The organism is Streptomyces sp. KL109B (assembly GCF_030766935.1).
GTDB lineage: Bacteria > Actinomycetota > Actinomycetes > Streptomycetales > Streptomycetaceae > Streptomyces.
The window spans coordinates 154,326-167,874 of sequence record NZ_JASERL010000018.1; the positions used below are offsets into that span (position 1 = coordinate 154,326).

A 13,549-nucleotide genomic window follows, 5' to 3' on the forward strand; every position below is an offset into this window, starting at 1 on the left:
CCCGCACCCGACGGTCGACCACACCCCTCGACCACATCCCTCGACCACACGTTCGCGTGAACTACCCGAAGTTGCTCGCACCTTGAATTCGAACAGACGTACCATTGGCGGGTGGCAGCGATCGATGATTCCGACTCCGAATTCGATTTCCCCAGCGACCTCCTCGCCGGCCAGGCCGAGCTGCATCAGATCAGGGCCGAGCTCCTCGCCCTGCTCAAGCGGCTCCCATGGTCGGTCGAGCCCCACGACGCCGTCATAGACACCCAGGGCTGGCGCAAGATGGAGCGCGCCGCCTCGCCCGGCTGGAGCGAGGACGATCAGGCGGAGGTGGAGAAGCTCCGCAGGCGCGAGCTGGAACTGGCCGTGTTCGTGACGTGCCACCGGTACTGGTCCGAGCTGACGGGCGGCGACACGGTGCGGGCCCGCGCACGACTCAAGCACGTACACGACGAGCCCGGGAACGACGAAGACCCCCAGGTTTGATCGACTTGGTCGACTTGGTCGACTCGATCGCCTGGAGGCCTTCGTTCCGTCACGGTGGGCGCGGACGGTTTCGAACCGCCGACATTCTGCTTGTAAGGCAGACGCTCTACCCCTGAGCTACGCGCCCGTGATCCCGGCGTGTGGCCAGGATGAGTGGACAGCGTACCTTGCCGATGCCCGTGCTCCGCAAACCCGTTCCCGCCGGGCGAAAGTCGCCCGCCGAACCGCGAACTAATGGACCCGTGTGTTCGTCATTAACCGGTGGGAGAATGGACCGGGCAGGGCTGATGACGGCACGGACAGCGCGGGAGAGGTTAGTGACGGCGACGACGACCACGAGGAACCCGCGTCAGTCGTCCGCCCCCACTTCCCGGCGCCCCGCTCCGACCTCCCGGCGGCGCCCCGCCCCGGACTTCGGCCGCGCCCTCAAGGACACCCTGACGCTCGTCGCCCTCCCGCTCCCGCTCCTCACGGCCACGCTCACGTCCGCGTTCAACGCCGGAGGCACCCGGCGGTGGTTCGGGGGCCGCGCAGAGTCGCAGCGCGCGCAAGCGCAGGCCGCCAAGGACGACGCGGCCGCGGCCTTCTACGAGCTGGACACGGCCCAGCGTGACCTGCGCATCTCCATCGAGACGATCACCGCGGTCGACGACTCCCCCGCGGCCCGCCGCGCCGTCGACGACTTCGCGGGGCTCGGCCGCCGTATCGACGAGGTCAGCGGGCAGTACATCGGCGCCGTCGACGCCCACGACCTGGACCGGGACGACCTGGAGGCGTCGGCCGCCGCCCGCGCCCATGCCGAACTGCGGCAGGCGAAGGAGCAGTTGACGCAGGTCAAGCAGGACCTGGACCGCTTCGCGCAGGGCATAGGGCCGCTGCTCGGCAAGGCGGAGACCCAACTGGCCCGGCTCGCGCCGTCCGTGGAGCGCGCCCGGCAGGCGCTGCTCGCCGCGACGACCGCGCTCGACTCCGTACGCGAGTCGGGGCTGAAGGCCGACGAGCTGGCGGCCCGGCTCGCCGCCCTCGGCCCCGAGCTGACCCGGCTGAACCAGGGGGCGGGGCAGCACGGCGTACCGGAGACGCTGGAGCGCGCGGAGCGGGTCGCGCGGGATGCCGAGCGGGTGCGGGCCGAGGCCGAGCGGCTGCCGGAGCGGGCGGCGGAGATCGACCGCCGGCTCGTCTCCCTGCGCACGCGCGCGCAGGCGCTGCAGACGCGGGCGGGGCAGGTCGATCCGGTGCTGAGCGAGCTGCGGCGCCGGTTCACCGCCGCGTGCTGGCAGGACCTCCAGTCCGTACCGGAGACGGCGGCGCGGAACGTGCGGCAGGCGGAGTCCAAGCTCGCCGAGGCGCGCTCGGCCCGCGAGAGCCAGGACTGGCCGAACGCGACGGCGCTGCTCTCCACGGTCCGCGCCCTGCTGAACTCGACGGACGAGTCGGTCTCGGCGGCCTCCGACCGGCTGCAGCGCCTGAACGCCGTGTCCAAGGACCCGCGCGCCGAGATCGACCGCACCCGGTTCGCGATCCGGGACGCCCAGCGTCTCGCCATGGCGGGCCGCTCCACCCCTGACCCGCGGCATGCCCGCCCCCTCGACGAGTCGGTCGCCCGCCTCGACCGCGCCGTCGCGGGCCTGGAGGGCCGGCACCCCGACTACTGGCACTTCCTGACGGAGACGGAGGGCGTGCGGCGGACCGTGGCCCGAGTCGTCACGCAGATCCGGGAGGACCGGGGCGGCGGCTGACGTTGGCACTCGGCGGCCGACGGGCGGATCCTTGAAGTACGTACGTGAATCTACGCACGGGCACGTACCGCTGTGGGCACGTACGGCTTACGTGCAAGGAGGCGAGGCGATCATGTCCACGCACGTACTCCACCCCGGATCCGGTTCCGGAACCCGGCGACACCACGTCACGCTCGACGAGCATCTCCCCCTCGACCGCCGCCTGAGCAAGGTGTACCGCACCGGGGCGGGCCTGATGGGGCTCGTCCTGCTCGCCTTCGGCGTCCTCGGGCTCATCGACAAGGTCGGCTTCTTCGACACCGGTGGCGACACCGTCGCGGGCCTGAACACGAACGGCGCGCTGAGCGTGCTGTCCATCTGCGTCGGCCTGCTCCTGTTCGCCGGAATGCTGATCGGCGGCAACTTCGCGTCGACGCTCAATATGACGCTGGGCGTCCTCTTCATCCTCAGCGGCTTCGTGAACCTGGCCCTGCTGGACACCGGCCTCAACTTCCTGGCCTTCCGCATCCAGAACGTCCTCTTCAGCTTCGCCGTCGGCCTGCTCCTGATGTTCTTCGGCATGTACGGCCGCGTCAGCGGTTCGCTGCCGCACGACAACCCGTACTGGCGCGCCCGCCACGCCCCCGACACCAGTTCCTGACCCCACGCCCCGGGGCTCCGCTCCTCAAACGCCGGAAGGGCGGCGCACGGTGCCGCGCAATGGAGACGGCGGCCCCAGCCACGGCGCGGTCCCGGCCCGGTCGCGCTCAGACCGACCCGAGGAACCCCCGCAACACCGCCTCCCCCGCCAAAACTCCCCGCTCCCCCAGAACCGTCACGCCGGGCGCAGCCCACCCCACGTCCGCCAGCTCACCGTGCCCCGGCCGCCATCCCCGCTCCACCGCGAGCAACAGATCCGCGTCCAGCAACGAATCCCCCGCCCCCAACGTCAACCCCGCCCCAACCCTGCGCGCGACCTCCGCGACCGCCGCCCCCTTGGTCAACGGCTTCGGCACGGCGTACACCTTGCGCCCCTGGAGCGAGACCCCCCACCCGACCCCGTCGGCCCACTCCCCGAGCTCCTTGACCCACCTATCCGGCAGCGCCCCCCGGTCGACCACCAGATACGCGAACAGGTCCTCCGCGACCCGCTCCTTGAGCAGCCACGCCGGATCCGCCGACGCCACCATCCGCTCCCGCACCTCGCCGAGCGGCGCACACTCCGCCTCGATCCGCTCCCCGACCGCACGCCGCCACTCCGGGTCCGACACGCCGTCGACCAACAGGTGCCCCCCGTTCGCACAGATCGCGTACGTGGGCGCGGGCCCCGGCAACCGCACCCGCCCGTACTGCTCCCGCGTCCGCGTCGTCGTCGGCACGAACACCGCACGCCGCCCCAGCTCCACCAACAACTCGGCGGCGTCCTCAGTGACGTACGACAGCGGTCTGCCCTCGTACACCTCGACGCACAGCAGCCGCGGCGCCTCGGCATCGGGCATGGTCAGGCCGAGCGCGCCTGCGGAGTAGATGAGCGTACGGTCGAGATCGCTCGCGACGACCACAGGTGCGTCGTTCACTTCGCCGCCACCGTCTTCCCGTCGACACCCGTCGCACCCCTCGTGAACTTCGGGTGGATCAACCCCACGCAGCTGTACGGCAGTTCGTCCACCACCTCCACCGGCACCCCGCGCTGCTCGGCCAGCAGCCGCACATGGTCGAGGTCCCCCCGCCCGTCTCCCGCCACCGACCTTGATCGAGTCGCTGCGCGGCGCCCCTCCCAGACGTCCGCCCGCGCCAGGATCTTCCACGGGACGCGCCGCAGCAGCACCCGCGTCGTCTCCCCGACGCCCGGCTTCACGAGGTTCACGTCGTGGATCCCGTACTCCGTACTGATCCGCTCGACGGCCGCCCACCCTTCCCACGTGGGCGTGCGATCGACCCCCTGCACCTCCTTGACCTGCGCGTCCACCGCGTCCGCCACCTCCCCGAACCGCTCCTCCACCGCGTCGAGGAACCGCCCGGAGACGTCCGAACCGGCCAGCTCGGAGTAGAACTTCGCGCCGTGGAAGTCGTCGGGCCCGACCAGGTCGGAGCGCAGCACCGTCCGCGAAATCAGCCCGGACACCGTGGAGTTGAGGCAGGCCGAGGGTATGAGGAAGTCCTCGCGCGTCCCGTACGTCCGCACGCACGACCCCGGGTCGGCGAGCACCGCGATCTCCGGATCGAAGCCCTCGAAACCGGCGGCCTCCACCGCCGCCGCGAGCTCCCGCGTGATCGCGCCCTTCCCGGTCCACCCGTCGACGAACACCACATCCGCCGGGTCGTGGTGCGCGGCGAGCCAGCGCAGCGCGTTCGCGTCGATCCCCCGGCCGCGCACGATCGACACCGCGTAGTGCGGCAGTTCGAGCCCGTGCCGCCGCAGCGCCCAGCGCCGCATCAGCACGCCCACGGGCGTGCCCGCGCGCGCGAGCGACACGAGCACCGGGCGCGGCGACCGCTCGGCGAGCACCGTCTCGGTCACCACTCCCACGGCATGGGCGATCCGCCCGGCCGACGCCTCGAGCGCGGCGTGGAACAACTCCTGGTACTGCGCGCTGGGTTGGTACTCGACCGGCAGCGACTCGGCGTAGTGCGCGCCCCCGCTCTGGATCGCCTCCTCGCGCTCCTCCGTGGGCGCCTCAAGCGTGACGTCCGAGAGGTCCTGCAGCAGCCAGCCGACCTCGTCGGGCGCGTACGAGGAGAAGGCGGGGCCGCGCAGCGGCTCGGGCAACGACATGGACGACCTCTCCTGAGATACGTACGAGGGGGTGCGCGGCCGGGCACGGGGCGGCACGCTCGACGCCACGTATGGCGTCACGTGTGGCGGCACGCATGACGGCACGCATGACGGCACGTACGAGGGCACGTACGAGGGCACCACCACCACGACCACCCGCGCCGCATGCTCGGCCACCCGCTCCAACAGCCCGCCCGGACTCGCGAGTTCGGCCGTGTCGCCCACCGAGTCGAGCACGACGACGACGGTGTCGAAGCCGCCGCCCGCGACGTTGTACGCGTACCGCTCCCCCGGCCCGTCCGCCGGCGTGTCGTGCGCGGGGAACACGAGGCGGCTGCGGATCGCGTAGCCGGGGTCGTCGACCGCGAGGACGGGCGAGCGTGTCGTGGTGGAGTACGACACGTCGGCCCCCGTCGCCTCCAGTTCCGTGGCGAGGCGCAGTGGCGCGTACATCAACTCCTCGTTGCCGAGGACGAGTACGCGTCCCGTACCGAGGTGCGGGGCGAGGCGCGCGGCCATGCCGGGCAGCGCCGCGTCGAGGCGCTCGCGGTGCTCGGGCGTGAAGCCGTGCCGTCCGCCGTCCGGTATCCCTTCCGGCCAGCCGAGGTCGGCCACCCGCACCGTCTCGCCGCGCTCGCTCCGGGGCGCGGGGACGCCACCGGCCTCGTGCGCCGCGACGAGCGCCTGCCCCTTCTCCAGGACCCCGTCCGGCAGCCGCACCGCGCCGCGCGCCGCGACCACCAGGTCGACGCGGGCTCCTATCTCGCGGGCGAACTCCTCGAGCCGCCCCTGGTCGCCGGGCGAGCGCAGGTCGACGAGCGCGACGATGACGTAGTGCTCGCGCGCGTGCAGCTCGTGCAGCGCGCGGATGGTGTTCAGGACCGTGTTCCCGGTGGAGAACTCGTCGTCGACCAGGACCAACGGGCCGTCCCCTGCGAGCAGTTCGGGGTTCTCGGGCAGCAGCAGGTGGGAGGTGGCGTGCGAGTGGGACTCCTCGAAGCCGCCCGCGCGGGCCACGCCTTCGATGGGGCGGCGCGTGGAGTGCAGGTAGGGCGCGAGGGCGAGGCCGTCGGCGACCGAGTGGCCGAGCCCCGTCGCCGTCTCGGCGTAGCCGAGTACGACCGCGCGGCGCGCCGCCTCGTCGCCGATCAACTCCCGTACCCGTACGCCGAGTTCGCGACCGGAGCGCCACACCACGGAGGGGCGCTGCGGGACGTGCTTGCCCAGCACGTTCGACACCAGCAGGTGCGCGCGCTTGGGGTTGCGGCGCAGCGCGAGCCCGAGGAGCTCGGGCAGCTCCCGGTCCCCGGTCAGCTCGACCCCGAGCCGCTCGGCGACCCACTCCCCCGACCACACCACGTCCACCGCACCTCTCACCGCTGCAGAACCCCTCACCTCTACGGAACCCGCGACATCTACGGGCGGCCGGAATTCCCCGGCCGTCATCCGGGAATCCCGGCTGTCAACAACTCCACGAACCCCACATCCTCCCGCGCCACCCCGAACGCCTCCGCGCGCCGCAGCGTCCGCTCGGCCCACGCGCGGTGCGGCTTCACCTCGTTCATCTTGTTCGTGTACGCCGACCTCAGCACACCGCCGCCGCCCCGCTCGGGCCGCACTATGTCGCGGGCGTCGCTGTACTCCTCGTGGCTCACTACGGAGAGCGCGTGCACGGGCAGTACGTGCGTGGGGTGGATGCAGGTCTTGCCGAGCAGTCCGTTGGCCCGGTCGAGCTCGATCTCGCGGAGCAGTCCGTCCATGTCGTGCCTGATCAGGGCCTGCCGCAGGTCGTCGGCGCGCCCCTCAAGGAAGGGGCTGCGGCGCAGCTGCGGCTTGAACATCCGCTCCTGGTGGCGGAAGTACTCCCAGACGGGCCCGGTCACCGTGAACCCGGTGCCGTCCGCCCGGCCCAGCAGATTGACCACGTCGGCGATGACGGAGGCGACGATCTGGACGTCGTACGCCGTCATGTCGGGCGGCCTGCGCAGCCCGTACGCCGAGCAGAAGTCCGTGACGCCGAGGCGCAGCGCGAGGACGCGGTCGCGGTACTTGTCGACGGTGCGGCCGATGCCGGCCAGGGTCTCGGCGCGCGTCTCCAGGTACAGCAGGTCGGGCGACTCCAGGACCGGCATGGCGAAAAGTCGACGCCCGGTGGCCGCTTCGGCGGCCGTGAGGGCCTCCAGGAACGGAACACCCCGCTCCTCGGTGAACTTGGGCAGTACGAATCCGGACAGCAGTTCCACGGAGCTGCCGAGCCGCGCCACCAGATCGGTGATCTGCTCCGGGTTTCGTACACGAATGAAGAGCAGCGGCGGCTCGGCCCCGGCGGCGACCCTGCGCGCGAGCTCGGGGAACTGTCGCACCAGGTTGGCCTCGGCGTCCGGCACCTCGGAGTCGTGGATCGAGTCCTCCAGGCACAGCACCATGGAGACGACGCCGCGCCCAGCCTGCTTGAGCACGTCGTCCGCGAGCCGCGGCCGGGTCGCGGGGCTGTAGAGCGTCGCCCCGAGCCCCGCCGCGAGCATGCGGGGCGGGGAGTCCGCGGTGAAGTCCCGCGGCTCCTCGTGGAAGAGTCGCTCCCGCACCTCAGGGGCGATGTGCCCGAAATGACGCATAAGATTCCCCCGTCGTGCCAGGCCTTCCGAAATGATGTGGCCGGTAATAGTACGTACAAGGGTGTGTCAAAGGTTCCCGCCCGCCATGAAGTTCTGGTAACTGGCGCATGTCGTGCGGTGTTTTCCGGCCGCGCGCGACGGCCGTCGATCTTGGTACCCCGCGTTGTCGTGCCCAGGACCGGCGAGGCAGGATGACCGCATGACGCACGCGATGCTCAAGGGGGCGAACGTCCCGCTCGAAGCCACAGCGGTGCGCGCCGTGCTCCACTGGTCACCGGGGCAGGGCGTGCCGACCGTGGACGCTTCGGCGCTGTTGCTCACGCCGGAGGGCCGGGTCCGCGACGACGAGGACTTCGTCTTCTACAACCAGCCGCGCCACCCCTCGGGGAAGGTCTGGCGGCTCGGCCAGAAGCGTGTCGCCGACGGCATGACGGACACCGTCCAGGCCGACCTCTCGGGCGTCCCCGCGGAGATCAGCCGCATCCTCGTGACGGCCTCCACCGACCCGGACGCCACCCCGTTCGAGACCGTGCGCTCGCTGCGGCTTTCCCTGTACGACGCCGGGGCCGGGGCCGAGGCCGCCGAACCGGTCGCGTACTTCGACATCAAGCCGGAGACCGGCGCCGAGACCGCGCTGATCTGCGGCGAGCTGTACCGGCGCGGCGACGGCTGGCGGCTGCGCGCGGTCGGCGAGGGGTATTCGAACGGTCTGGTGGGCCTCGCCACGGACTTCGGCATCTCGGTCGACGAGTCGTCCGCCGAGCCGGATGCCACTCCCGTCACGGACCCCGAGGCCGAGACCGCGCGCGTCGCACCGCTCCCGGCCGCCGAGCCCGCCGCGCCCACGCAGTCCCCCGGGCCGATGCCCGAGGCGGCACCGGTCGCGGCGACCTCGTTCCCGCTGCCGCCCCAGCAGCCGCCCGCGTACGGCTATCCGCCCGCGGCCGCCACCCAGCAGCAGGCGCCCGCGTACGGGTACCCGCAGCCGGTGACGGCGTGGCCGGACCCGGCCTTCAAACTCCCGCCGCAGGGCCCGCAGTTCATCGGCCAGTAGGTCATCGGCCGGTGGCTCACCGGCCCGTGGTGGTCTTGTAACCGCGGCCCCACTGCAGGCCCCACCCGTACAGCCGGTCGAGCTCCGCCTGGAACCCGTACACGAAGCGCACCTCGCGCCGTACGACGAAGTCGCCCTTCACATTCTCGATGGAGACCACGGCGCACGAGCGGGCCTGCGGGGCCCGCTCGTCGAGGTTGATCTCGATGCGGGGGCCGTTGCTCGGATACAGCGTCACACCGGCGTGCGTACGGTCGAACGCCGGCGTCTGGTCGTAGATGTAGACGAACACCAGCAGACGCTTGATGTCGTCGCGGCGATCGAGATTGACGTAGATCGTCTCACCGGACGCCGAGCCGAACCGGTCGTCGCCGCTGAGCTTCACGTACGGCGGCTCATTGAGCGCGCCGAAGAAACTGCCGAGCGGCTGTACGACCCCCTTCTCGCCGTCCTTCAGCTCGTACAGGCAGCCGAGGTCCAGGTCCACATTGACCATCGACTGGCTGTGCGCCTGCACCGCCTCGGGCTTGAACATGCTGAACGGATGCCGCATCAGGCTGTTCCGTTTGGGACCGCCGATGTCCGAAGTCCGCATCTGCCACGACAGGTTGATGCGGAGATTGCCGGTGGCCGCGCCCTGCTTGGAGAGCGAGACGACCGGATGCCGCTTGGTGAGTTCGATGGCGTTGGTCGCCGCGCTGCCCGAATCGAACTCGAACTGCGCGGCGTTGCCGCGCCATAGCCTGTCCCAGAAGGACATACCGCCCCCAAGTGCCCCAAGTGCCGCCGTTCATGCCGAAGGGGCGGTCGTTCAAGGACTCGTCCTCGTACGACCGCCCCGCTCACAGCGTTCCAGGAATGCCCCAGGGGTCAAACCCGCGCGAGCCACGCGGGCTCGAAGCCTCGCGCCGGCGTCAAACTCCGGACGAAACCTCTGCCTTGTCGTCCGAACTCCCGGAGCCGCCGCCCTCTTCCGCGGCGATCCGCTTGTTGCGCCGCACCGAGGACAGGAAGGACCAGGCGATCAGGAAGACGCCGATCAGACCCGTGATGAGCTCGCTGACCTCGTACTGGATGGTGACCAGGAGGATCGCGGCGAGCGCGCCGATCGCGTAGTGCGCGCCGTGCTCCAGGTACACGTAGTCGTCCAGGGTGCCCTGGCGGACCAGATAGACCGTGAGCGAACGGACGTACATGGCTCCGATGCCGAGGCCGAGCGCCATCATCACGATGTCGTTGGTGATGGCGAAGGCGCTGATCACGCCGTCGAAGGAGAAGGACGCGTCCAGGACCTCGAGGTAGAGGAACATGAAGAACGCGGCCTTGCCGGCGAGCAGCACCGCGGACTGCTTCTTGCCCTCGCGCTTGGCCCGCTCCTCCTCCTCGTGCTCACGCTCCTCCTCTTCCTCGATGCGGTGCTCGAAGAAGCTGGAGAGGCCGTTCACGACGAGGTACGTGATGAGTCCCGCGACACCCGCGAGCAGCACGGTCGCCTGCTTGTCCACATGTACGCCGCCGTGTTGATGCGCGTTGAGCGCGACGGTCAGGGAGGCGACGAGCAGCACGATCAGGGCGATGCAGACCGACAGCATGTCGACCTTGCCGAGCTTGGCGAGCGGGCGCTCCAGCCAGCCCAGCCACTTGATGTCGCGCTCCTCGAAGATGAAGTCGAGGAAGATCATCAGCAGGAACATTCCGCCAAAGGCGGCGATGGACGGGTGCGCGTCCGTGACCAGCTGCTGATAGCGGTCGGGCTGGTTGAACGCGAGGTCCACGGCCTCGACCGGCCCCAGCTTGGCGCTGATGGCGACGATCACGACGGGGAAGATGAGCCGCATACCGAAGACGGCGATGACCACACCGATCGTGAGGAAGATCTTCTGCCAGAAGGCATTCATCTTCTTCAGGATTCCGGCGTTGACCACCGCGTTGTCGAAGGACAGCGACACTTCCATGATCGCCAGAATCAAGACGACCCCGAAGGCCTGCCAGCCTCCGTAGAACACTGCGGCGATCAAGCCGAGCACGGTGATCGCGAACGACCAGCCGAAGGTTTTCAGAACCACTGGCTACCCCATCATGTGAACGGGTTTCCCCGTGCTGGTTGTACGGGGCTCCCCCGCTCCGCGCACGGCTTTACGAAACATTGACCCCGAAGTCTAGAGCGATGCCCCGAAGCCCGGACGCGTACCCCTGGCCGACCGCCCGGAACTTCCACTCTCCTCCGTATCGGTACACCTCGCCAAAGATCATGGCCGTTTCGGTCGAAGCGTCCTCGGACAGGTCGTAACGGGCCAGTTCCTGCCCGTCCGCCTGGTTCACGACCCGGATGAACGCGTTGCTCACTTGGCCGAAGGTCTGGCCGCGGTTGTCCGCGTCATGGATGGAGACCGGGAAAATGATCTTGTCGCAGTCGGCCGGCACCGTGGAGAGGTCGACCAGAATCGATTCGTCGTCGCCCTCACCCTCGCCGGTGAGGTTGTCCCCGGTGTGCTCGACCGAACCGTCGGGGCTCTTGAGCTGGTTGTAGAAGATGAACCACTCGTCGCCCATGACCCGGCCACCGCTGCAGAGCAGCGCGCTGGCATCGAGGTCGAAGTCGGCTCCGGTGGTGGAGCGCGCGTCCCATCCGAGCCCGACCAGGACCTGCGTGAGGTTCGGTGCGGCCTTGGAGAGGGAGACGTTGCCCCCCTTGGCGAGTGTGACGCCCATGATGGTGATCCTCCCCGATGTCTGGCTGGTGCTGCTCTGGCGCTGCTGTGGTCGAGCACATCCGGCGCCGCACTGGGAGAGTGCGGCGCCGGACGGATGCGCGTGGTGCGGTGCTTCGTGCGGTGCTTCGGCTCAGACGTTGACGCCGAAGTCCTGCGCGATGCCGCGCAGACCCGAGGCGTAGCCCTGGCCGACGGCGCGGAACTTCCACTCCGCCCCGTTGCGGTACAGCTCACCGAAGACCATGGCGGTCTCGGTGGACGCGTCCTCGGAGAGGTCGTAACGGGCGATCTCGGCGCCGCCCGTCTGGTTCACGACGCGGATGAACGCGTTGCGCACCTGACCGAAGGACTGCTGACGGCTCTCGGCGTCGTAGATCGACACCGGGAACACGATCTTGTCGACATCGGCAGGGACCGACGCGAGGTCGACCTTGACCTGCTCGTCGTCGCCCTCGCCCTCGCCGGTGAGGTTGTCGCCGGTGTGCTCGACCGAGCCGTCCGCGCTCTTCAGGTTGTTGAAGAACACGAAGTCCTGGTCGTTGCGGACCTTGCCCTCGGCGTTCGTCAGGATGGCGCTGGCGTCGAGGTCGAAGTCCGTACCGGTGGTGGTGCGGACATCCCAACCGAGACCCACGACCACGGCCGTGAGGCCCGGGGCCTCCTTGCTCAGCGATACGTTGCCGCCCTTGCTGAGGCTGACTCCCACGAATCCTCCCTATGGTCTCTAGGGGCGGGGAGCCCCCGTACTGCTCTGGTATCGGATCAACGTCTGGATCCTAGTAAGGGGTTCCCGCCCCCGGCGAGGGATCCCGCAGGGTGTCGTCCCTCGACAGGCCGTCTTTCGGCAGCTCGCCCTACAGGGCGTCGATGGCCTTGACGTACTCGTTCAGGTCACGGGCGTCGGGCAGGCCGTTGACAACGGTCCAGCGGACGACGCCCTCCTTGTCGATGATGAAGGTGCCGCGCACCGCGCAGCCCTTCTCCTCGTCGAAGACGCCGTAGGCGCGCGAGGCCTCGCCGTGCGGCCAGAAGTCGCTCAGCAGCGGGTACTCCAGGCCCTCCTGCTCGGCGAAGACGCGCAGCGAGAACGGGGAGTCGTTCGATACGGCGAGCAGCTGCACGTCGTCGTTGACGAACTTCGGCAGCTCGTCGCGCAGCGCGCACAGCTCCCCGGTGCACACCCCGGTGAAAGCGAACGGGTAGAAGAGCAGCACCACGTTCTTCTCGCCGCGGAAGTCCGAGAGCTTCACGGTCTCGCCGTGCTGGTTCTTGAGCTCGATCTCCGGAGCCAAGGTGTCGACCTCGATCGCCATGGTGAAGCTTCCCTTCGGTGGGGCTGTTCGGGTGGCTTCAGCCTAGTTGGCCGCGTACGGGCGCTGCCGCGCAGGTGGGCACGGCGGACAGACGCGACAGCCGCGGGGCCGCGCGGAGAGCCGCGGGAGCGGCGCCCGGACATGCGCGAGGGCCCTCGCGGGCGCGGTGGCGCACCTGCGAGGGCCCTCACGTCGGGTTCCCGTTCCGCCGGGACTGCTATCGCTTCTTGGCGGCTGCCTTGGGCGTGGCAAGACGGCTGCCGGTCCAGTCCTTGCCCGCACTGACGCTCTTGCTCGCGGTCAGACCCGCCGTAGTGGCGGCCTCGCCGATCTCGCTGGGCTGGACGTAGCCGTCCCGGCCGGTCTTCGGCGTCAGAAGCAGAATGGAGCCGCCTTCCTCCATGTAAGCGATGGCGTCCACCAGTGCATCAGTAAGGTCCCCGTCGTCCTCACGGAACCAGAGCACCACGGCGTCAGCCACGTCGTCGTAGTCCTCGTCGACGAGCTCGGAGCCGATGGCTGCCTCGATGGTCTCTCGGAGCTCCTGATCGACGTCGTCGTCGTAGCCGATCTCCTGGACCACCTGGTCGGGCTGGAAACCGAGCCTCACGGCAAGGTTCGTTTCCGCGTGGTCCGCGGTCGCGCTCACGGATTGCCTCCTGATCGTGTTTACGAAGTTGTCTACAGCCTCGCGTACGCGCGAAGCATTGGCCGTAGTCCACACGTGCGCGACGGATCGCGCAAGTACCCGGCCGTCGAGACCGCCGAAACGGTGACTTTCCAGGCCGTGTCACCGCAACTCCTGTCAAGGATCCCCGCTGGCCAGTGATGTATGCCACAGCGATCTGTCAGCTTTGCCCGCACTGCCCGAGCGCC

General features: G+C 69.7%; 13 protein-coding genes and 1 tRNA gene. 4 read left to right on the plus strand and 10 right to left on the minus strand.

The genetic code is table 11. The features are described 5' to 3' along the window. The first annotated feature begins 111 nt into the window (after positions 1-111). The gene (locus tag RBJ65_RS40420; RefSeq protein WP_306320815.1) at positions 112-483 is read left to right on the plus strand and encodes a hypothetical protein; all 372 of its coding nucleotides are present in this window, start codon (positions 112-114) and stop codon (positions 481-483) included. Between the two features lie 55 nt (positions 484-538). On the opposite strand, the gene RBJ65_RS40425 is transcribed toward RBJ65_RS40420, so the two are convergent. Next, a tRNA-Val gene (locus RBJ65_RS40425) sits at positions 539-610 on the minus strand. Between the two features lie 160 nt (positions 611-770). Here RBJ65_RS40425 and RBJ65_RS40430 point away from each other — a divergent pair. Together RBJ65_RS40430 and RBJ65_RS40435 are read left to right on the plus strand one after the other, a co-directional pair. Next, entirely contained in the window at positions 771-2,222 is a 1,452-nt protein-coding gene (locus RBJ65_RS40430) for a hypothetical protein (RefSeq protein WP_372341350.1), read from the plus strand. A gap of 112 nt (positions 2,223-2,334) precedes the next feature. Then, positions 2,335-2,862 (plus strand): DUF4383 domain-containing protein, encoded by a 528-nt coding sequence (locus RBJ65_RS40435; RefSeq protein WP_306320814.1) that lies wholly within the window; start codon positions 2,335-2,337, stop codon positions 2,860-2,862. A 106-nt stretch (positions 2,863-2,968) separates the two neighbouring features. On the opposite strand, the gene RBJ65_RS40440 is transcribed toward RBJ65_RS40435, so the two are convergent. The 3 genes from RBJ65_RS40440 to RBJ65_RS40450 form a co-directional block, all read right to left on the minus strand. Then, a complete protein-coding gene (locus RBJ65_RS40440; protein WP_306320907.1) occupies positions 2,969-3,700 on the minus strand; it encodes an HAD family hydrolase in 732 nt (243 codons plus the stop codon). Positions 3,701-3,774: 74 nt separating this feature from the next. Further along, positions 3,775-6,336, minus strand: a complete 2,562-nt coding sequence (locus RBJ65_RS40445) for a phosphoribosyltransferase (protein WP_306320906.1) — start codon at positions 6,334-6,336, stop codon at positions 3,775-3,777. An 83-nt stretch (positions 6,337-6,419) separates the two neighbouring features. Next, entirely contained in the window at positions 6,420-7,592 is a 1,173-nt protein-coding gene (locus RBJ65_RS40450) for an HpcH/HpaI aldolase/citrate lyase family protein (RefSeq protein WP_306320813.1), read from the minus strand. Between the two features lie 199 nt (positions 7,593-7,791). Here RBJ65_RS40450 and RBJ65_RS40455 point away from each other — a divergent pair, with 199 nt between their 5' ends. Beyond that, entirely contained in the window at positions 7,792-8,646 is an 855-nt protein-coding gene (locus RBJ65_RS40455) for a TerD family protein (protein WP_306320812.1), read from the plus strand. A 16-nt stretch (positions 8,647-8,662) separates the two neighbouring features. Here RBJ65_RS40455 and RBJ65_RS40460 read toward each other — a convergent pair whose 3' ends face one another. The 6 genes from RBJ65_RS40460 to RBJ65_RS40485 form a co-directional block, all read right to left on the minus strand. Further along, the gene (locus tag RBJ65_RS40460; protein ID WP_306320811.1) at positions 8,663-9,406 is read right to left on the minus strand and encodes a Tellurium resistance; all 744 of its coding nucleotides are present in this window, start codon (positions 9,404-9,406) and stop codon (positions 8,663-8,665) included. A 154-nt stretch (positions 9,407-9,560) separates the two neighbouring features. Continuing rightward, positions 9,561-10,712: a DUF475 domain-containing protein gene (locus RBJ65_RS40465; protein ID WP_306320810.1), complete on the minus strand. Its 1,152-nt coding sequence runs from the start codon at positions 10,710-10,712 to the stop codon at positions 9,561-9,563. Between the two features lie 70 nt (positions 10,713-10,782). Next, positions 10,783-11,358 (minus strand): TerD family protein, encoded by a 576-nt coding sequence (locus tag RBJ65_RS40470; protein ID WP_306320809.1) that lies wholly within the window; start codon positions 11,356-11,358, stop codon positions 10,783-10,785. Between the two features lie 132 nt (positions 11,359-11,490). Continuing rightward, a complete protein-coding gene (locus tag RBJ65_RS40475) occupies positions 11,491-12,066 on the minus strand; it encodes a TerD family protein (protein WP_306320808.1) in 576 nt (191 codons plus the stop codon). Positions 12,067-12,214: 148 nt separating this feature from the next. Further along, complete coding sequence (locus RBJ65_RS40480; RefSeq protein ID WP_306320807.1) at positions 12,215-12,673, minus strand: peroxiredoxin; 459 nt, start codon at positions 12,671-12,673, stop codon at positions 12,215-12,217. 217 nt (positions 12,674-12,890) lie between these two features. After that, a complete protein-coding gene (locus RBJ65_RS40485; protein WP_306320806.1) occupies positions 12,891-13,322 on the minus strand; it encodes a DUF3052 domain-containing protein in 432 nt (143 codons plus the stop codon). Positions 13,323-13,549 lie beyond the last annotated feature (227 nt).